Genomic DNA, 22,848 nt, shown 5'->3' with positions numbered 1-22,848 from the left:
ATTTCAATCCACACTCTCCATACAGAGAGTGACATTTACGTATACAGTAGAGCATTTCGTTCCTGCTATTTCAATCCACACTCTCCATACAGAGAGTGACTTAGGTAGAAAAACTATAAATGGTGTCTTAGTTGAATTTCAATCCACACTCTCCATACAGAGAGTGACGCTTTTTGAAATTCTCTAAATAAAACGTCCAGTTATTTCAATCCACACTCTCCATACAGAGAGTGACATCAATTTTTAAAATCTTATCTCCTGTCATTGTTATTTCAATCCACACTCTCCATACAGAGAGTGACATGCATGATGCAATTACTGTGTAAAAACCTTCTGATTTCAATCCACACTCTCCATACAGAGAGTGACATAATATTTTTCACCATCAAACATGCCGACACGATTTCAATCCACACTCTCCATACAGAGAGTGACGTTACACAGCTTGTGGAAATTGCAACAGAAAGTATAATTTCAATCCACACTCTCCATACAGAGAGTGACTGATTCTTTTACAAATGTATGTTCACTATCATATATTTCAATCCACACTCTCCATACAGAGAGTGACAACTTCTACTGGATAACTAATTCTTGTACTCATAATTTCAATCCACACTCTCCATACAGAGAGTGACATTTCTTCAACCTTGCTCAGGTCGTTAGCTTTAAAATTTCAATCCACACTCTCCATACAGAGAGTGACTGCTTAAACAACATGTATTCATCGTACTCATACATTTCAATCCACACTCTCCATACAGAGAGTGACCTTCCATTTCCATTTGTCCATTTGGACTATAGTAATTTCAATCCACACTCTCCATACAGAGAGTGACATGCTAGATTATACGGATTGGTACAGAGTGGCAATTTCAATCCACACTCTCCATACAGAGAGTGACAGTGATTTAGCTAGTGTCTACGGTAAAGCTGATAATTTCAATCCACACTCTCCATACAGAGAGTGACGGGAAAACGCTGATGATGTCCCTTTTGGCGCATTGGTGATTTCAATCCACACTCTCCATACAGAGAGTGACATGACATTGCTGCTGTACTGTTTGATTTTACAGGATTTCAATCCACACTCTCCATACAGAGAGTGACGGTACTGGCGACGAAAATTACGAATTCATTCAAATTTCAATCCACACTCTCCATACAGAGAGTGACACAGGCTGTTAGAGTTTCTTTAGGTGGTACTTATAATTTCAATCCACACTCTCCATACAGAGAGTGACGGAGCACTACCTCCTCCGGCACCCTTACCTGTACTATTTCAATCCACACTCTCCATACAGAGAGTGACAAATAGACGCATTACAGGCTGATATTAAACAGCTATTTCAATCCACACTCTCCATACAGAGAGTGACAAGGACCACTAAACGGAAACTGAAACAATGGTTTATTTCAATCCACACTCTCCATACAGAGAGTGACCAAGGTGCGTTAGACATCCATAGCCCAAGCCGTTGGATTTCAATCCACACTCTCCATACAGAGAGTGACAACGTTTAAGGATGAGCAAGATTTACTTACCTTATTTCAATCCACACTCTCCATACAGAGAGTGACTTCGGACGTTTAGTAAGAATGGCTTGTACTCGATCATTTCAATCCACACTCTCCATACAGAGAGTGACTAGTACATCTTTTTCCATTGGATTATCAGCTATTATTTCAATCCACACTCTCCATACAGAGAGTGACTGTTTCATCGATGTCCATAGGATCAACTAATGTACGATTTCAATCCACACTCTCCATACAGAGAGTGACTCCAGTTGCAATATTTAGTTAGTTGTAGATTTAAAATTTCAATCCACACTCTCCATACAGAGAGTGACTAAATCCTTTAGTCCAGATGAAGCACTTCTAAATATTTCAATCCACACTCTCCATACAGAGAGTGACAGGTGCTGTACCAAAAACAACTGGTACAATACTAATTTCAATCCACACTCTCCATACAGAGAGTGACCTTTCATGCGATGACCAACGTGTAGTATGTGCACATATTTCAATCCACACTCTCCATACAGAGAGTGACGGTAAAGCCATGATAGTTAATAAAGATGGTACGGCTATTTCAATCCACACTCTCCATACAGAGAGTGACAACAATTACAAGTAAATTTAACTGTTCAAGTACCAATTTCAATCCACACTCTCCATACAGAGAGTGACATCAATAAAAATTTGAAAATCACTGTTAAGCATATTTCAATCCACACTCTCCATACAGAGAGTGACGACCACCTTTGGAGACACTATTGAAAAAAAGTAGGTATTTCAATCCACACTCTCCATACAGAGAGTGACTGCTCTCCTGGAGTTACGTTGATATTCCTTAACGCATTTCAATCCACACTCTCCATACAGAGAGTGACTTGTTTACCTAAGACGTATATTTGAAAACCTTATAATTTCAATCCACACTCTCCATACAGAGAGTGACACCAGTAATTTCTGCTTCAATCATTGTAGATATCATTTCAATCCACACTCTCCATACAGAGAGTGACCGAGAGTGTTCAAACAGATTGGTCTATGGACAGGCATTTCAATCCACACTCTCCATACAGAGAGTGACTTGTTTACCTAAGACGTATATTTGAAAACCTTATAATTTCAATCCACACTCTCCATACAGAGAGTGACACCAGTAATTTCTGCTTCAATCATTGTAGATATCATTTCAATCCACACTCTCCATACAGAGAGTGACCGAGAGTGTTCAAACAGATTGGTCTATGGACAGGCATTTCAATCCACACTCTCCATACAGAGAGTGACTTGTTTACCTAAGACGTATATTTGAAAACCTTATAATTTCAATCCACACTCTCCATACAGAGAGTGACACCAGTAATTTCTGCTTCAATCATTGTAGATATCATTTCAATCCACACTCTCCATACAGAGAGTGACCGAGAGTGTTCAAACAGATTGGTCTATGGACAGGCATTTCAATCCACACTCTCCATACAGAGAGTGACTTGTTTACCTAAGACGTATATTTGAAAACCTTATAATTTCAATCCACACTCTCCATACAGAGAGTGACACCAGTAATTTCTGCTTCAATCATTGTAGATATCATTTCAATCCACACTCTCCATACAGAGAGTGACCGAGAGTGTTCAAACAGTCTATGGACANACACCAGTAATTTCTGCTTCAATCATTGTAGATATCATTTCAATCCACACTCTCCATACAGAGAGTGACCGAGAGTGTTCAAACAGATTGGTCTATGGACAGGCATTTCAATCCACACTCTCCATACAGAGAGTGACCGAGTGTGCTAGACTAGATTTTTCTTGCCACAATATTTCAATCCACACTCTCCATACAGAGAGTGACAATACCGATCCTTGCTCGTTGGCGTGTCCACGAAAATTTCAATCCACACTCTCCATACAGAGAGTGACCTGACAACACTTGCCATTATTGATACAATTTAATAATTTCAATCCACACTCTCCATACAGAGAGTGACAAAAAATCTTTGGATGAACTTTCTTTAATGGAAATTTCAATCCACACTCTCCATACAGAGAGTGACAGACTACTTTGCTATCCACGTTCTTGGTCAAGAGATTTCAATCCACACTCTCCATACAGAGAGTGACAACAAAAATATTATTTTTATGAGCTATATTTGAGATTTCAATCCACACTCTCCATACAGAGAGTGACTCTTCATAAAGTTCATCATCTTCGTCTAGATAACATTTCAATCCACACTCTCCATACAGAGAGTGACCAAAACTCTTAGTAACTTCTAAATCTAAAACAATATTTCAATCCACACTCTCCATACAGAGAGTGACGCATTAACTCCATTTCTCTTTGCGCTTTCTCTTATTTCAATCCACACTCTCCATACAGAGAGTGACCTGCGTTAATTTTTACTTTTCGTTTTTACAATCAAATTTCAATCCACACTCTCCATACAGAGAGTGACAAGATGTTACGGTGGCTAAACCTGTATTCGATGAAATTTCAATCCACACTCTCCATACAGAGAGTGACTAAATGAATCTGCCAATAAACTCGCAACTACCTTAATTTCAATCCACACTCTCCATACAGAGAGTGACGAAGCAAGAGGTTAAATCACAAGCGGAAGCATTGAATTTCAATCCACACTCTCCATACAGAGAGTGACTGTTATCCATGGTCAATAACTATGATTTATGGTTGATTTCAATCCACACTCTCCATACAGAGAGTGACTTGATACGTGGATCACATAAGATATGTTCTTCTAAATTTCAATCCACACTCTCCATACAGAGAGTGACGATGTATTAGCTGAGTACATGGATGATGAATTACGTATTTCAATCCACACTCTCCATACAGAGAGTGACGAAAGGCGCGGTAGGTGCTGGTAGATGGGCAATGATTTCAATCCACACTCTCCATACAGAGAGTGACACGTGGGGCATCAGTGACGCTTGCAGCATTGAAATATTTCAATCCACACTCTCCATACAGAGAGTGACAAAAATTATCAGACTGCCAAATTATCGAAACGTTTATTTCAATCCACACTCTCCATACAGAGAGTGACGCTACATCGCCATCTAGTATGTCTTTAATGGTAATTTCAATCCACACTCTCCATACAGAGAGTGACCTTTGCTTTTTGATCCCACTTAGGCCCAGTGCCAATTTCAATCCACACTCTCCATACAGAGAGTGACGTTAAATTGAGAAAGAATTTAAGTGATTTAGGAATTTCAATCCACACTCTCCATACAGAGAGTGACACCAATATCTCAAATTGCCCTCTCCGTCCTCTGTGATTTCAATCCACACTCTCCATACAGAGAGTGACGTTTTCGATTTTTTACGATAACTACAAAGATAGTATTATTTCAATCCACACTCTCCATACAGAGAGTGACCTACAAACTATCGTAACAAATTTATTAACAGGTATTTCAATCCACACTCTCCATACAGAGAGTGACGAGATATTACGATACTATGCAATAGATATTTGCAGAATTTCAATCCACACTCTCCATACAGAGAGTGACGCAAAGAAAATTGATTAATGTTATACTAAGTTAGATTTCAATCCACACTCTCCATACAGAGAGTGACGAGACCACTATGACCGTGTAGAGGATGCTTACAACATTTCAATCCACACTCTCCATACAGAGAGTGACTAGCAACGCCATAAAGTCCCAGGGCAATGAAAAAGATTTCAATCCACACTCTCCATACAGAGAGTGACAGTCCATCCATCAGACACCGCCTTCGCTAAGATATTTCAATCCACACTCTCCATACAGAGAGTGACTCGTAACGTGTCAGTTGATGGACGTATGGTCGATATTTCAATCCACACTCTCCATACAGAGAGTGACGTCGTCCTGGTCTGCCATCTCAACAAACTGACGAATAATTTCAATCCACACTCTCCATACAGAGAGTGACACGTCCACCAGCTTTGCGTCTTGTATATCATTAAATATTTCAATCCACACTCTCCATACAGAGAGTGACGTTCTTCAAATTTATTCATAACAATATCATCTATTATTTCAATCCACACTCTCCATACAGAGAGTGACCGTATTCAACACCGCCGATTGTCGCCACTGCTCCTATTTCAATCCACACTCTCCATACAGAGAGTGACATTTTCACTCATCCTTCCTTATCAATTCTATAAAAATTTCAATCCACACTCTCCATACAGAGAGTGACTGGTCGTTCAGCACGTCAAGATGATGGAGATATTATTTCAATCCACACTCTCCATACAGAGAGTGACCTTGTCCCGAAAACTAGTAGTTCTTCTATTAGATTTATTTCAATCCACACTCTCCATACAGAGAGTGACGAAAAAACTATTAATAGTGGAAATAGGTGATAAATTTCAATCCACACTCTCCATACAGAGAGTGACGTCATTGAACGATTAAAAGACATTGACAAAGTAATTTCAATCCACACTCTCCATACAGAGAGTGACGATTTACCGCAAGCTAGTGTTATACCTGGAGGATATTTCAATCCACACTCTCCATACAGAGAGTGACTAAATGGAAAGTTAAACTACTCTTTAAAAGATGCATTTCAATCCACACTCTCCATACAGAGAGTGACTATATTAATCACGAGTTTTATCGATGGTTTAGGAATTTCAATCCACACTCTCCATACAGAGAGTGACGTTTATTCCACTGTTTGCAGCAAGTCTTAAATTAGATTTCAATCCACACTCTCCATACAGAGAGTGACTCGTTCCGACTCACTTCCAATGCATTGATAAAATCATTTCAATCCACACTCTCCATACAGAGAGTGACGCGTATAATAAAAGCCATCCACTGATAAATGCGATTTCAATCCACACTCTCCATACAGAGAGTGACATCATCCTGTCGCCTCCAATGTACAAACGTATTTTGATTTCAATCCACACTCTCCATACAGAGAGTGACCAAAGTTTATCATTCTATTTAACAAATAACTGAACATTTCAATCCACACTCTCCATACAGAGAGTGACTGTGTTAACGTCGTTGATGAACTTACGAGACGACGAACATTTCAATCCACACTCTCCATACAGAGAGTGACTGCAAAAATTCATAAAAAAATAATAACTCTAAACGATTTTTGCTATTTATCTTTTCATTCTAATTCTTTCATACCATTCTTACCATTTCTGATGATTGAATTTTCATCAAAATTTGGTGCGGATCTCTCTAGGAATTTATGTTTGCTTGGCATCCGCACCGATTATAAAATTATTGTATCTTCAACATTGAATGTTTCTTTTGCTCCGATATGAATAACCTTTGATTTGTAATTGTTGCCTAGCTGATAGAAACGTAGACTATCTTCTTCCACATCAATAATCTCCTGTAGTGCGAGTTGTAGTTGCTTAAACTGAGTGGCATCTACTACACACTCAAAAACTGAATTTTGCACACGTATTCCGAAATTTTCACATATTTTTGCAACCTTTCGTAATCGCTTTCGGCCAATAGGTGTTTTCGTGACAACATCGTAAGTGACTAATACTAACATGTAAGCCCCTCATTTCCATAAAAAAGGTGGATATTCTTCTATATCCCCCCGTAAATAACGTGCAAGTAGAATTGCTTGTGCGTGAGGGACAAGACCCCAATTTATTTTTTCGTTTAAGTATGGATGTGTAAGACTTTCTTGTTTACGTTCTTGCCATGCTTTAATAAATTTCCTTCGTCCGTCATCCGTTAAGAGTACAGCACCGTTTTCTTTTTGTACAAAATCAGTAGATTGCATCATTTTTTTATTAATCATTTTAAGGACAAAGCGATCTGCCATAACACCACGTAGCTCCTCCATGACGTCTAGAGCAAGTGATGCACGACCTGGGCGATCACGGTGTAAATAGCCAACATAGGCATCCAAGCCTACTGTTTCCAATGCAGATGTGACATCTGAGGCAAGCAATGTGTAAGCAAGTGACAATAAAGCATTTACGTTGTCTGTTGGTGGACGACGATTACGATTTCTAAAGTAGAAAATGTCTTTTTGTTGCAAAATCATTTGGTCGAACAGTTTAAAATACGCTGTGGCAGCTTGTCCTTCTAGTCCACGTAAACGTTCTAAATCCTCAGTCACTAAAATCGCCTTCATGGCTGTTGTCAATTCACTAGAAACTTGCTTAAACATGGGTACATCTATACGAAGCGGGTAATCACGTGCCATTCGCTCTAAAATCCATTTTTGATTTGCAATCTTTGCAAATATAAAATTACGAGCAATTTTCGCACTTTCAACTTCATTTTCTGATAAACGATATTGCGTCTTACGTAATATTACATTGCCTTTACTTTCGCCAACTACTCGTGCTAAAAACCTCCCTGAACGTGACAAAAACGTTAAATTAATATTTTTTTCTGCACATGCATACATTAATTTAGGACTTGCTCCAGCATATCCAAAAGTACAGATTGCCTCAAAATTGTGTAGTGGAAATCTGCCGAGTTGCTGATTTTCATGTGTTATGACAACATTCTCACCTTTTAACGACAGGTAAATATCAGGAGTTGTAATAAATAATGTATTTAGCAATTTTTTCATTATAAATACCTCTCCATATAGCTGCGAACCGTAGTCGATGACATGAGCTCCGGCATACATAAATTTTGTAAAGAGCAGCTTACACAGTGCTTTCCTGTTTTCACTTTTGGCGTATGTCTTCTATCAAAATAATGATGCATTTGTTTAAACATAGACTGTACTTCATTACGCATTTCATCTGTAATATCAACTTTTACACGGCGTTTTATTTCATCATAAAATAAGTATGCAGCCGGAATGTCACATAATAGCATCTCCTCTAAACACATAACTTGCGCCACAAGCTGAACAACATCCTCCTGTCCCCTCTTTGGTTTTCCGCGCTTGTATTCTACTGGGATTGGTAAATAAGTACCAGTCTCGCCATGTATAGGAACACCATCTTTATGTTCGTAAAATTCTACGACATCACAAATACCATTCGTCTTTAAACTGTGAGAGCGAATGGGCATCGCTCTCACAATTAATTTATTTCCACGCTTTTCACGTAAAAATGGTTGATCTGCTTTTTCATGAACATGTTGTCCTTCAATCGTCAAAACATTTTCTGCCCATTGCTGTTCTATATGGATCAACGCCCATTGTCGTGAACAGAAGCGAAAATGCTGAATACCCGATAACATTAAATAATCGACATCATCATTTACCATCCAGCTCATGAACCTTCAGCCCCTCTAATGGCTCAACAGTAATTGTTAAATCCTCAAATGAATTTCCATCTAGCTTTAAAGAACGGTGTACTTTTGCTGATGAGTATTGGCCAAGCTTTGAATTATGCTCCCACCAAATCACTTTATGTACTTCTAGCGATCCCTCTGGACGAGCAGAAGAAGCATCGTTTTCAAACAATGTAATTAATGCTTCTTTTAATTTAACAGCATCTTCATTTGTAAAGCCTGTTTTCTCAGCTAATTGTGTATTAATACTTCCAAAAAACTTATAGATACCAAAATCAACTCGATGCTTCATGCCCATTGTATCAGAGCCCTTTTTATCGCCCGTTACAGAATTCACACTTTTTGTTATTTGAATACTTGTAATGTCGATTGGAGCAAGACTAATAGCTGGGTGAATAGATACTGGACCACGAACACCGACAGACAAAGAATCTCCTTTAAAAGCAAAAACTTGTCCAAATGCACGCACATCAAACCAAGTACCACTCGCAATCGTTGCATACACATCGGCATTGCCTTTTTTATCAGCCTTTATCTTTTTAAGCTCTGGAATCGCATCTGCTCGATCGTTTAAACTTTTAAAGCCGTCATTATTACGATCATCAGATTGTACAAAAATTGCTTCCCCCATATCTTGTAGGCGGTTGCGTAATTTACGCTTAATACATACATCCGATACTTCACCATAACCATCGTAATTTTGACGCGGACGATTACCATTTAATGGATCACCATTTGGATTGGCATTTTGTACAGAAAATACAACCGCAAAATCAATTTTATGATCTAATGTTGTCATCGTTTAACTCTCCTCTTCATTCTTTTCTTTTTTTGTATACAATGCTTGTCGTTGACTGTAATAACCTAATAAATATTTTCCACTAAGTGGCTCATCCGTAAAATCTTTTATATCCATTTGTGCACCAATGTCATCAATGAGCTTCGTATAATAAATGCCCTTTTCTCTTAACTTCATTTGATAGGGTTGTAGATTTCTTTGAATCGTTTCCCATGTCCTTGCAGGATGTCGAGAAAATGCATTCATATAACGCAACGCATTAGTCGGACGGTTTTCTTCCTTGCCCAAGGCATTACGTTCTAACACATCTGCAACTGCGAGTAAACGACCAAATAAGTAATCACGTTCTGGACTTGTCGTATCAAGTGCCATAGTATAAACCTCCTTATCTTTATCAAAATAATGCTTTTTCACGAGTGAGCATGCTACTCCTAGTACCTGTTCCCACTCCCACATTTGATCGTAGAATTGGGGATTTGAAGCACGAACAATTGCACTGCGCACTATATCAATCGGAATTTTTCGTCCATCAAGTATGCAAGGCAGCATTCGCTCTATCACACCTTTGACGACCTTATCACTAGGTCTTGGGCCATATGCGGCATGTGCAATTGTATAAAAGGACGGAGAGCCGAAGTACTGCACCCATTCATTTTCTTTCTTCCGCGTATGACGCCAGCTACAATCCTTATGCCAGATTAATAGCTTATCAAAATAATCTTTAATATCTAAATCTCGATAATAGAGTACTGCTAACCGTCCAGGCGTTGCCGCATCAAGCGTTAAAATATAAACCTTTTCATCATCATGTTCTTGAATATTCAGATTCTTTTTTATACCGCTAATAAGTAGACTATGCTGGTCTGCCAATACCTTCTTTGTATCAGCTTTTTGCGCAAGCATAGCATCGCGTTGTACCAAGAAATCATTCCATCCAGTAAACACACTACTCGATAAATCGTCAGCTACATATGGCATATCTGGATTTTTTGAGCCCCATACAAGAAAGATACGACCGTCCACTTGCTTTCCTTGCCGTTCAATCAGCCACTTTAATGCATTATGCGCTTTTTGCGAGACATCATAACTAATATTCGCTGCTTCAAAGCTATCCTTAAAACGACCACGGTATGTAAAACCGCTACTGTCATTTGCTGAAATTAACTTAGCCTTATCCCCCGAGTTACGTAGCTTATTAGGGTGACGCACAGTGAAAGGTAAATATTCACCTGTTACATAGCAAATATCGCTTTCCTGAAGCTTTGTATTATAAAATTGACTATATGCATCATAAATATCCTTATTACTCCAGACAGGATCAGTAATTTCTCCAGGTACATGAACATTAAAACGAACAAATGCGCTTTCCTGCGCACCTGCGAGCATCTGGAAAATAGGTGGCTTGTCCCCATCCTGCTTTGTATCCCATTTTGAATGCAATAGTCCTGCTTCTGTTAAATGTAAAATAGAGCGCTCTACCAAATCTTGAATAAGTGTTCCCTTTTTCACATATTCGTATATTGCTTGTATGTGCGGATGACTATAGTGCGAATCACACCATTCTCCGAGTTGTTCTAAATAATGGAGATGTGCATCTCTTTTATCTTCTTCTTGTGTAAAAGCAACATAATCACCTGCTACATACATCAGCTTGTCCTGTAACATATGAGACACATAATTTTTCCCTGAACGACTACCAGAGCTTTCGGTAAACGGTAAAATGGTATTGATTTTCCCAATTACTTTTGCATCATATAATGTACCATCAAGATTAATAATCATTTCAATATGTGCTGTTTGAGTTGTGTGCGAAATCGGCAGTAGTGTATATTCTAGCACTTTTTTATCTTTTGTTTCTTTTGAGAAAATCTCTCCTACTTGCGCTTCATTTTCCTCGTAGGTATTAAACAAAGCACGTAAATAACTCATTTCTTCACCTCCAGCTCATCGTATTCTTCATCCACAGCTGTCATTGATTCTCCTAGATTAAACGACTTTGCATGCATTTCCTTAATTGGACGAACAAGAGAACATTCTTCCGGACGAATAAAAGAAATATAGCCATTTTTCATCCTAGGTTGCCAAAGTCTTGTTTCTAGCATATTACGTCCTGTTTCGTCAGGATAATTTAGGCCATGCACCATCGTACCAAAATGCACCTCATCATAATTATCATAAAAACCTTCCCCAGCGCCGAAATTGCACGACTCTACATAAGCCTGACATTCTCTTGCACCCAAAAAAACATCACGACGACCACCCTTTTCGACACAACGCTTGGCAATATTATGATGTTTGTGCTCGTTGAAGTCTGGCTTTAAATCCATACGATTTGTATTAAACTCAAAATGTGCCTTTACTTGATAACGTACATCTCGCAAATAACTGTAATTGGCAAGCGTATTTCCTCCCGACATATCAATCGGTCGTACACCCTTCGATTCCATTCGAATAGCATTCATTACACGAATTTCATCAATATACCAAATGATAGATGGTTTCCAATAGATTGATTCCACAATTCCCTTAAGTGCTTGATAACTTGGAATTTGAGTTGTCATCTTTTCACCACCAAGTTTCATTAGTGGGTCTGTAAATAATGCATAGGCACCATGTACCTCAAACTCAATTTGATTTCGTATTTTTGTCATCCTGTCACCTCCTTGCACAACTTCTCTGTGAATTTTCGAGGGAAATTCTCTTCTTAATGAAAGTGAGTTAATTAAAAAGAAGAATCCCACACTCAAAAATTCCTAGAGAGTAATTCTATTTAAGAATTATCTATAACCAATTATTCCAATATGGACCTATTTTGTCAACAGATTATCTAGAAACATGACAAACATTAAATAAATATATTATATGAACAATATATTTTTAAATTAAACTTTAACTCTCCAATAATTATGCTATTATTATTAATGTCGCTTGATAGCGTGGATTGAAAAATATACTATATCATTTAAGTTTGAATGCAGCTCACTACCTGAAAAGCAATGAGCTGCTTTTCACTTCTTAAATAATACAATCGTCTAACTGTGCTTCTCCCTGAACACTTATTCCAAATTGATCGTCATATGCTGTTTCTTTTGCAACATAAATATTAAATATCCCGAACTGTACAACAATCAACTGATTGTTTTGCTTCAATGCTTCAAAATCATGTTTGAACACATTTACACTGCACTGCTGTGCCTTTTTCAAAAATACTTGATAATCATCAATTGGATCGTAGCCCATGAGCTGGCTAATGAGATTCTTCCCCTCACCGTACGGCACGAGTACCCCCTGTGTTTTGGCATCAATCACTTCAAAATGCGAAAAAGCTGTTTTATAACTAGCCAAGGTTGCTAATGGATAGTGTCTACCAGGTCCCTTAATATATGTTTTATTCTTATCTGTATCTATTCGAAATAATAATTCATAAATTGATGTTTTAAGTTTTGGTAATGGATAATTCAACGTTGAATCAAACGCCTTATAAATATGATTAAAGTAATGCGTCATTGCTTCGGTTGACAATAAATAACCACCAAATAGTGCAGGATTATCCTGTAAATCCTTCATTATATAATGCGAACATTCTCCGCCCATTTTAATAGTTGGTAGCTTGCTGAGCGATTCCTCTGCATGGTTAAAAACATATACATCTTGTAATTCTACCTCCCCATTACGATTACAACGTCCTGCAGCCTGTGCAATAGAGTCTAATCCAGCTAACGAGCGGATAACACATTCGAAGCTAATATCCACTCCCGCTTCAATCAATTGCGTACTAATACAAACAAACTTTTCCTTTCTTTGAAGTTTCAGTCTCATCTCTTCTAGTTTTTTCTTTCGATGTGCAGGACACATGCCAGTACTTAAATGCATAACGTCAAAATCAGCATATTTAAGCTGTTCGTATAAGTCATGAACTGCTTTTTTTGTATTTAAAATAACTAACAAATTGTTGCGAGTGATTAACGATTCTTCAACAAAACCACTGATTTCCTCCGTGTTCCACCCCTTATTTTTTAACAGTGGCGTGATGGATGTACGCTTAAATGCTTGAATAATCGTTGGCAAGTCTTCCACAAGTTCCCGATTAATATCAATATTATTGCGTACAAGCTGGAGAGCAGGTTGTGTAGCTGTACATAGAATAGATGTGGTATTACATGTATTTTTCATGAAATTCAACGCTTCATTAAACAATGATACACAATGAATCGGTACGGATTGTACTTCGTCAAAAATAAGTATACTATTTGCTAAGTTATGTAACCTTCTCACATTACGCGACTTCCCACTATAAAACGTCTCTAAAAATTGCACCATCGTCGTAAAAATTATTGGTGCATCCCAATCATCCTTTGCGGTATTCAACCTTCTTGCCACTTGATACTCCTTAAAGGATAGATTTTCATTGTGTTCAGTATCCTCAATTACATTACTGTGATGCTCCAATACATAATCCTCTGCCTGTAAAACTTCACGCACCTCTTGTGCATTTTGCTCAATGATGGTTGTGTACGGTACAATGTAAATAATACGTTGCTTTTGATGAAGTTGTGCATGTCGCAGGGCAAAACGAAGACTTGCTAAAGTTTTTCCACCACCTGTAGGAATAGATAGTGTATATATACCTGTTGGTAGTGATGCTTTATCAAGGCAATCTATCGACATTTGTTTGCGTAAACGTGTAATTTCGTTAGGTAATGATTTTTTCTGCTTCTCGGTTAAATCTTTATTTAGGCGTCCTTCAAAAGTTTTCCATAGTGATTGAACATCGAAAGGTGTAATTTCCTCCTGTTCCTCGAATGCTCGTGAGTTGTGACGATCTGCATCAATCAAGGCACTGAAAATAAATATCGTGACAAAGCTTGTTTCTTTTTGTATTACACTAGCTGCTTCTTCTGTTGTTTTCGCATTTTTCAGTTTACTTTCAAAATACGTTTCCAATTCCTTTGCAGCTTTTATAACGTAACTGTTCAAATAGGATAAATCATACATATGCTGTAAAAAACGTTGCTTTACAAGTGAAAAATCAATATTCTTCTCAGATGTCAGCCGATTCACAAAAGGCGACTGTCCATCCATATCTATCATATCTAGTAACTGTCCATGATGTGAAAAAATAGCATTTGCCACACACTCCACTAAAAAAGGAGAAACTGGATTAACTCTTTGAAAATGCTCCATCAAAAATTTGCCACCAGCAGTCGAGTGATCAACACTCCCACGTTTTGGTGGATCAGAAGGATTTGCCACCGCATCGCGAATATATTCCTGAAACGCATCACTAAATTTGCCCATATCATGCAACATACCTGCAAGTCCTGTTACATGCTTAAGCCCTATTTTCTGTCCGATTTCTTCAGCAATATATTGCACCTCTTTTAAATGATCTACTAACAATTGCTCTGCTCCGTCACTAGTTCGAATATGCGCAATAAAGTCTTTTACCAACATTTATATTCACCTTCTTATTTTATTTATTTTTTACAATCGACTTCCTTATATGAGCAGAGACATCATACATATCACTGTAATACCCTTGATGCCAAATTTCAAACCACTCCTCTCATACGAGAACAGACGCTTTTCCACAACTTCACTTCTTACGAGTGACTCCAATTTCAATCCACTCTCCTCATACGAGAAGAGACCATCAGTTTTAGCATCGACATTCCACAACGGATTATTTCAATCCACTCTCCTCATACGAGAAGAGACGAAATGTTCTATCAATAACAACCACTAAACAAGTTATTTCAATCCACTCTCCTCATACGAGAAGAGACGTTAGGTATTATTTCACTAGATGCTTACAACCAGATTTCAATCCACTCTCCTCATACGAGAAGAGACTTGTATTACTTTGACTCTCATATTGTTCCATTTTATTTCAATCCACTCTCCTCATACGAGAAGAGACAGAATTTCCTCTAGAAGTTGTGGAGAACGGAATAATTTCAATCCACTCTCCTCATACGAGAAGAGACAGCAAAACTTAATAAATCCATAACAAATACATCATTTTTATATCATAATATCTAATGCGCATAGGTTTTAAGGAATAAAACGACAAAATTAACGCTATCATATTTAAATGAATTTCGGTGCGAATCTCTCTATAAAGTTATGTTCGCTTGCTATTCGCGCCTTACCTAATTATAACAAAACATTGTATAATAAACCTAAATTAAAACTATTATTTTACATTTAATCAGTATAATATATTCCCTTGATTTAATCCTATTTTCTAAGCCACAAAAAAAACCAGCAATGACAAGATTTTCTCGTCAATTGCTGGTTTATTTCGATTTTCATTATTTTTTTCGTTTCATAAATACGAAGCCGAGGATGACAGCTAGTAATGCGATAATTGCTACAATCCATACAGTGCTTGAGCTTGATGTTGCGTCGTCAGTTGCAGTCGCTGATTGTTGTTCTTCTCTTGGTGTAGCTTTCGCTGATTTTATTTCTTTTGTGTCGTCTGAAGTCGCTTGTGTACCTGAATGTATTTGAATGTATTGTAGTGTTGGTGTGTTGGACGCCTGTTCTTCTTGATGATCATCACCGTGATCATGATTACCGTGATGATGGCCACCATCTGTTGTTAAAATGGATTTTTCTAATGTTTGACCAACCCAGCTTTTTGCCTCCGTTGAATCTGCAAAAATTCGTGGATGACCTGAAAGCATGTATGTTTTGCCTCCAATGACTACACCCGTCTCGTCACCTGTTACTACATCTTCAATCGTACCAGTTGGACCTTCAGAGAAGCCGCCCATTTGAATCAATGTGTGACCACCCATATCAACGTCCAGATTTTCTGTTAAAAAGGAAATATACTCCTCTTTCGTTAGTGTAGCATCTGGCTTTTCAAGATTTAGTTTATGATGAAATAATGCTGTATTAATTTCTTTATAAGTAATGTCTCCCTCAAGTGAAGAAACATAATCTTCATTTTTTGCTGCTTGGGCTAGCTCATCGACAGTAGCACCTTCAAGGCCAAAGAAGCCTCCTACCCAGCCAGCAAAATCTTTACGTGATAAATTTTCTGTTGGATTTAAAGCCATATCTTTGCCATTATAGCCAAGCAATCCGATGCTATGAAGTACCATTATTTCCTGTATATTTGTTGCAGTTTCTGGAACATCAGAAAAAAGCGTACTTTTATCCATAGTATGAGCGTAGGCTACAGGGGCCATAAGCAAAGTGCTCATCAGTATTAATAGTAAATATTTTCTCAATATGATTCCACCTTCCAATACAATAGTATACAGTCTAAATGTGATGAAAGTGTGAAATTCCGATAGATTTAATTATAATTTAAATTTTCGAATGAGCTCGTTCAAATTCTCTGCCATGCCCGCTAAATTTTCGGAACTATTGTTGATCTCATCCATAGAGCTTGCTGCTTGTTCGACAGTTGCAGAGGTTTCTTGAATGCCTGCAGCGGATTGTTCTGATACAGCTGCAATTTCGTCCACTGATTTATGAATATTCACAGTATTTTGTACTACTTCTTCTAGCTTTGTCGACATGCTGTCAATGTTTGTTGACATCGAATAAACAGCCTTTGCAATTTGGCTGAATGTTTCATTTGTAGAAGCAATTTGTGTTGTACCTTTTTCAACCTCTCCATAGCCATTTTCTAGTGAAGATGTAACCATGTTCGAATCTTGTTGAATTCTTTGTACAATACTTGTTATATCGTCAACTGAGACGGCTACTTGTTCAGCGAGTTTACGAACCTCATCTGCAACTACCGCAAAACCTTTACCGTGCTCCCCTGCTCGAGCCGCTTCTATAGCAGCATTAAGCGCCAGTAAATTCGTTTGCGCAGCTATATCCTGTATTACAGACACGATTTTTGAGATTTCCTGTGTTTGTTTACTTAGTTCGTCTACCTTATAAACAGCATCCTTCACAATATGATGAATGGATGTCATTTGCTCAGTGGATGCATCCATTAAACCTTGTCCCTCTTTCGTTAAAGACATGACATTTTTGGAATACTGATGAACATCCTTACTGCTGTTATTGACATCTGTCATCTTTAAGGTGAATTCTGCCATTGTTGTAGCTACATCTGATGCATTACTTGCCTGCACCTCTGTGCCACTCGCGATTTCAGTGACTGTATCGACAATTTGTTCCGTACCAGTTTTCACCTCTGTCGCTGATTGCATGAGCTCTTCACTATGCGCAGCTACGTCATTGGATACTGTTTGAATTTGCTTTAATAAACGATTCAAAATATCCGACATCGCATTAGTCGCTTCCATAAGCTGTCCTACCTCATCTTTTGAATTCACAATAAGTGCAGGCTCACTTAAATCACCTTCAGTAATTCGTTGCATACGATTTGTCAAAGTGATGATTGGTCTTGAAATGACTCGAGCACTTAACAATGCAATTATGATTGCAACGATAACAATGACAATTCCAACGATAATGCCTGTAAGCTGCTTATTCTCTCCTGATTTAATAATGTCTGCGCCTAACACATTAATCGCTTGTTTACGATGCTCGGCTAACCCCTCATAGCCTTCACGTATTTCCGTAGCCTTTTCATTCATAGTAGCTAAATTTTTCGTCGCTAGTTCAATCTTGCCTTGATCATAAACAGTAAATACTTCCTGTTCAACATACCTGCTCCATTCCTTCGCCATTTCCGCAAACTTGCTGAAATCTGCTGACTCTGATATTGCTAAACGTATTTTCTCGTTCTCTTCAGCATGCTTTACATTCTCTTCAAATATTTCCTTATACTTTTTTTCACCAGAAAGTACATACCCTCTAGCTGCGGCAATTCTTAGCCCAATCGTTTGAGCTTGTTCATAATCTGTAATGAGTAATTGTAATTCTTCATCAACGATTTGTTCCGTTGCGCTGTTGCTTTGTGATACTGCATAGTAATTGTAACCAATGTATAAAACCACTACTGCTATTACAATACTGAAGGAAAAAACGATTCTTTTACTTATTGACTTGAAATTCATTTCAAATTCTCCTTATTTTCCGAATGCAATCTAATGTGCCTTGTTATCTACCAGAGGCTTTTGGCCAACAGGAAGTTAAATTTTGCACATCATTAGTAATCTACCATTTTTAAGCTGGACTTGGATGATTTGAGAATTTTTTCTATATTAAAAGAAATAACTAGTACATTTTTATGTAATTTTAAGCATCTTTCGAAATATCTAAACAAACAGATGAACTACCTTAAAACGTTAAAACAAGACTTTTGCTCTAAAAAAGGAACAGCCTCAATAGTCAGCTGTTCCCTTCTATAGAAATATCATTAATCCCAATAATTAAACATAACGTCTCCGATTGTTTTACTGTCAAAGTGTGAAATATATTTCCATTCAACCTCAGATAAACTATGAAGCTCCTTATCCTGTGTCAGCAATATGTTTAGTGTATCTGCGACAAGGCATTTGCGCATCGGAAAATATTTGTGTAAGTGAGGCTTCGTTAAAAATTGAAAGTTTAGTTCTTCATCAAATTTAGCAAACGCAATATAAGGCATTAGTCTATGATGAAGAATTGTGAATTGTTCATCCCCCATTTGAATCAACGCTTGCATATAAACAAAGTGTGGTTGGTCAATAAATTGCAAAGCTTTCGCTCGTTGTTCACTTGTAGCTAAATGATAAACCATCGACTGAAATCTACGCATATCCTGTTCGATTAAATGGTCTGCATCAAAACCTGAAATGCCCTTCGTTAATCGCAACGAATCACCCCTTTTATTATTACCTTCGAGTAAAGACAGGCAGATTCCTTCAATAAAGATCTATTTTCTTGTTATTTGATAGTCAATTTGTAAAAAAGCTAGACCGAAAATGCGCATTTTGTGTACAGCCGTTAGTGTTGCTTCATCCTTTGACGTAATCGTAAAATGTTCATGTAAAGGTAGTTTGAATAAAAAACGATTGATTGCTAAATAAATCCCCGCATCTCCATCGTGATTGCTCGTTAAATGTAAATCACCATTATCTTCATATAAATATAACACCCCAATCATTGTTGAAAAAGGCAGTGGGAGCGCAATATTCATATATGTTATTTGCTCTGTTGTATGCTTCGAATAGATTGCGACAAAGGTTGTTTGTTTGTCTATGTTACGAATCCATGCACGTGGAGCTAAACGCCCATCTTGCAGCTCATCTACTTTAACAATCCTGCCTGTCATCTCAATTTGCTTACTGGAAAAGGGTAAGTTTAGCTGTTGCATGAAACGACTTAAGCCTTGATAAATCAAAGCAAACGGTTTAAACCAGGGTTTCCACTTTACAGATGCCCTTAAACGATAATGATTTGTTTCTTCATAAAAATGTGGAATCGTGTGAGGCAGTTTTGTCGTATCAACAAAGTCACTAAGCGAATCGACTAAACCAGGATGTGGATCACTTTGTTCTCGCAATTTCCCACGAATTTGGCTGATTGGAAATTGAAATGGTTGATGTGTGGTTTCTGGAATAGCTACAGCCCAAGCCAGCACCCCTACACTACCGAAGAAAACACCATTCATGAATCCATGAAATTTTAGCATCTCTGGTATTCCTACATAGACATTGCCTATAAGATGACCAAATGCATACATAAATGACCATAATATCGTGACACATAGAGACCCATAGGAAATTCGTAAAAGTAAGCCTTGCCCACGAGGGAGTTTCGTTTTTAGAGCAAGGAAAAATAAGCTGTAAATAGCAGCGATATAAAGTACCACTGAAACAATTTCTAGTATCGTAGAAAACGTTATACCCAATGCAACAAGGAGCGGGCCTGTCAATAAAATAACAACGACCGCATTGTACCATCTACTATTATGTATTCGCCCAAAAAGACCTATCGAAATCGCTAATAAACAAGCTGAGTAATGAAAATGAATGGCTGTTAACCACGTTATCAATGATGAAAAACCTGTATCGATGTTTGCGATAAAAGCAAAAAACCATAGTCCTCCGATAAATATATAGATAAGTCCAACATCAATCGAGATTTCTGCCATGTTTGTAAAGCCTCGCTGTAAAAATCGCTTCACACCTTGTATAGCTATAAACACCGTATAAAGCACATAAATAAGCGCAAGACCGATTGCTACCGACCCTTCAGACCACCAGTGGAGCATCGTAATTGCAACCATCATCACGACAATAATAGCATCACCGGCTTTGTTAAAGGCAATAACCATTTTCACCATCGCAGGAACAAAAATAAGCTGTGCGACTGTCAGTAGCAACATATATTCAGGCTGAGGGCTAAACAAATAACAAACGACCGACAGCACAAGCCCTAATACTAGGACTGGACTACATAGATTGTTGCGTAAATTCACCAGCATACATCATCAACCTCCCTATCAATGGATTATGGATGGACACATGAATCGTAAACACATTTCTTTTGTTGTCAAATCCTTCCTCGACAACAACACGTCCTTCCAACATTTTTGGTATCGGACATTCTATTTGAGAAACTACAAATCGCTGAACACCAGAACGAATGACCAATCTCCCCTCACTTGTCACCGCGAAATGTAAATCTGAATAAAAAAGAGCCGGTGAGCCTAAATAATCCTTCACTATTTTTTGAACTGGATCAACCGTCATCCTCGCATCAAAGTATCTTGTCTTGTTAGAAAAATAGAAGGTACGCTCCCATAATACTTCTAGTTCTCCGCTTGGCAATACTCGACAAGTATTACAAATTGAAAATGGCACATCCTCACCTGATTCAGGAAACAGGAATCTAGTTTTTGTAGCCATAGCATAAAAGGGACGCAGCCACTTTGCACCAGACTCAATTTTATGCATCACACCCTTTGCATAAAAAGGTTGATCTACAGGTAATGCATAACGCTTTTGTAGCTTCGGATGAAGTCGTGTAAAATCCTCGCCTAATAAAGTTTGATAAATCGTCATGCTGTTTCTCCTCGCTTTCGTTTACAGCTTTTAGCACTTGGCATATCTTTACTAAGAACAAACCCAATAATGGACAATACCCATAAAGCTACATTAAGTGTTACTGGATTAAATGGAGCAGTAGCAATCGTTTTATCTGCTAGCACGGCACCCATTGTTAAAAGCGGAAACAGTAAAATTTGAGCTCCAAACAATAAGCGCTTCCCTCGAGGTAACAGCCAACAAAGTGCAAAGATCATCTCTGCAATACCAATCCAGCTTACTATTTGAGTAGCGTTGCTCTTAGATGCTCCAGCATCGCTAAGCTGACTAGTTCCCCCACCTAGTAATTCCTCAACCATCATCACCTCACTCGGATGCTGCACGATGATTTTCGGCACAAGCCCATGGTATAGCCAGACAAAACAAAAAAGCACACTAATTAGGATTGTTAAAAAGAAGCGACGATACTGAGAATAAGGATTTTCTCCCTTTTCAAGCCATCTTTTTAAGACATCGAAGCTAAGAGCTGTTGCCCAGCCCATTATTGGACGAAACACACCATCAAATAACTTCCCTAATTTTCCATAGCGAACATCATAGTCATACTGCGTTAAAAATGTAAGCCCCTTGTTATGAGGAATATACTGCCAGTATCCTTTCCCCTCTGCAATCGGTGATATTTTTTGAGGCGTGCCAAAATGTAACGAGGATGTTTTGGTGCCATCTTCCTTCTGATGCTCCCCTTTACTTTCACCCCAGCCACTTACCTTCAAACCTGGCATCACCTTCGTCTCATAGGTAAAGCGCTGTGGTTCTTCAGGTGAACTTTTATCGATATATGTAATTGAGCTAAAACGTAAATCCCACTGCTCATGCAGCTTTGGATTTTGGGTATAGGTCCAAGCCTCGTCAATGGGTGCTAGTATATCTACCTCCACATAAATAGGCTTTTTCTTCATCTATATTTCCTCCTTCAAGCAAGCTAGTCGGTTTTACCTTTCAAAATATAAAACTTCAATAACTTTCATTCTTTAATGGTATTATAGCAATAAATTAATTTATCACCATAAATTGGACTTTATCTATTAAATTGGAACAACCCCAAAAGTAGGGATAACATTTGTATGTGTTGATCTTCGTTCCGACTGGGCGACTCCTTGGGGATCACAACGTCACAGATGAGACCCTGGAAAGTAGAGGAACGAAGGCTAAGAGCATCATGTCCTGTGATAACGCCTTCGTGACCAACTTCGTGCCTGTCGCTACGCTTTCGCACATACAAAACCCTCTGCTGCCGCTACGTTAGCACTACGCTTTCGCGCAAAAAACATCTTTTGGCCCAAGCGGC

13 protein-coding genes and 3 CRISPR repeat arrays are annotated in these 22,848 nt (G+C 38.1%); all 13 genes read right to left on the bottom strand.

All coding sequences use genetic code 11. From position 1 onward, the window contains the following. Window position 1 precedes the first annotated feature (1 nt). Window positions 2-3,140: a CRISPR direct-repeat array (repeat unit 32 nt; unit sequence TTTCAATCCACACTCTCCATACAGAGAGTGAC). Window positions 3,141-3,204: 64 nt separating this feature from the next. Further along, window positions 3,205-6,618: a CRISPR direct-repeat array (repeat unit 33 nt; unit sequence ATTTCAATCCACACTCTCCATACAGAGAGTGAC). 162 nt (window positions 6,619-6,780) lie between these two features. Continuing rightward, entirely contained in the window at window positions 6,781-7,071 is a 291-nt protein-coding gene (gene cas2 / locus AN161_RS24785) for a CRISPR-associated endonuclease Cas2 (RefSeq protein ID WP_053596978.1), read from the bottom strand. A gap of 9 nt (window positions 7,072-7,080) precedes the next feature. After that, on the bottom strand, window positions 7,081-8,112 hold the full coding sequence (gene cas1c / locus AN161_RS24780; protein WP_053596977.1) for a type I-C CRISPR-associated endonuclease Cas1c: 1,032 nt from the start codon (window positions 8,110-8,112) through the stop codon (window positions 7,081-7,083). Further along, a complete protein-coding gene (cas4, locus tag AN161_RS24775; RefSeq protein WP_053597034.1) occupies window positions 8,112-8,762 on the bottom strand; it encodes a CRISPR-associated protein Cas4 in 651 nt (216 codons plus the stop codon). The genes cas1c and cas4 overlap by 1 nt, the downstream gene beginning before the upstream one ends. Further along, window positions 8,752-9,588, bottom strand: a complete 837-nt coding sequence (gene cas7c / locus AN161_RS24770; RefSeq protein ID WP_053596976.1) for a type I-C CRISPR-associated protein Cas7/Csd2 — start codon at window positions 9,586-9,588, stop codon at window positions 8,752-8,754. Before cas7c ends, cas4 begins: the two co-directional genes overlap by 11 nt. Before the next feature lie 3 nt (window positions 9,589-9,591). Beyond that, entirely contained in the window at window positions 9,592-11,517 is a 1,926-nt protein-coding gene (cas8c, locus tag AN161_RS24765) for a type I-C CRISPR-associated protein Cas8c/Csd1 (RefSeq protein ID WP_053596975.1), read from the bottom strand. Then, on the bottom strand, window positions 11,514-12,230 hold the full coding sequence (cas5c, locus tag AN161_RS24760; protein ID WP_053597033.1) for a type I-C CRISPR-associated protein Cas5c: 717 nt from the start codon (window positions 12,228-12,230) through the stop codon (window positions 11,514-11,516). The genes cas8c and cas5c overlap by 4 nt, the downstream gene beginning before the upstream one ends. A 373-nt stretch (window positions 12,231-12,603) precedes the next feature. Beyond that, window positions 12,604-15,042, bottom strand: a complete 2,439-nt coding sequence (locus AN161_RS24755; RefSeq protein ID WP_053596974.1) for a CRISPR-associated helicase/endonuclease Cas3 — start codon at window positions 15,040-15,042, stop codon at window positions 12,604-12,606. Window positions 15,043-15,137: 95 nt separating this feature from the next. Next, window positions 15,138-15,575: direct repeats of the CRISPR family, unit length 33 nt; unit sequence ATTTCAATCCACTCTCCTCATACGAGAAGAGAC. A gap of 327 nt (window positions 15,576-15,902) precedes the next feature. Beyond that, complete coding sequence (locus AN161_RS24750) at window positions 15,903-16,829, bottom strand: LPXTG cell wall anchor domain-containing protein (protein WP_053596973.1); 927 nt, start codon at window positions 16,827-16,829, stop codon at window positions 15,903-15,905. A gap of 72 nt (window positions 16,830-16,901) precedes the next feature. Beyond that, the gene (locus AN161_RS24745; protein ID WP_053596972.1) at window positions 16,902-18,584 is read right to left on the bottom strand and encodes a methyl-accepting chemotaxis protein; all 1,683 of its coding nucleotides are present in this window, start codon (window positions 18,582-18,584) and stop codon (window positions 16,902-16,904) included. A 302-nt stretch (window positions 18,585-18,886) separates the two neighbouring features. Next, window positions 18,887-19,324 (bottom strand): hypothetical protein, encoded by a 438-nt coding sequence (locus AN161_RS24740; RefSeq protein WP_053596971.1) that lies wholly within the window; start codon window positions 19,322-19,324, stop codon window positions 18,887-18,889. Between the two features lie 60 nt (window positions 19,325-19,384). Continuing rightward, on the bottom strand, window positions 19,385-20,938 hold the full coding sequence (locus AN161_RS24735; protein WP_053596970.1) for a YndJ family protein: 1,554 nt from the start codon (window positions 20,936-20,938) through the stop codon (window positions 19,385-19,387). Beyond that, a complete protein-coding gene (locus AN161_RS24730; protein ID WP_053596969.1) occupies window positions 20,907-21,518 on the bottom strand; it encodes a DUF4166 domain-containing protein in 612 nt (203 codons plus the stop codon). Before AN161_RS24730 ends, AN161_RS24735 begins: the two co-directional genes overlap by 32 nt. Continuing rightward, complete coding sequence (locus AN161_RS24725) at window positions 21,515-22,459, bottom strand: DoxX-like family protein (RefSeq protein WP_053596968.1); 945 nt, start codon at window positions 22,457-22,459, stop codon at window positions 21,515-21,517. The genes AN161_RS24730 and AN161_RS24725 overlap by 4 nt, the downstream gene beginning before the upstream one ends. Window positions 22,460-22,848: the final 389 nt, after the last annotated feature.

This window comes from Lysinibacillus sp. FJAT-14222, from assembly GCF_001278875.1.
Classification (GTDB): Bacteria; Bacillota; Bacilli; order Bacillales_A; family Planococcaceae; genus Lysinibacillus; species Lysinibacillus agricola.
The sequence above is the reverse complement of the archived record's forward strand: the minus strand, read 5'-3'. Positions and strand labels throughout refer to the sequence as shown.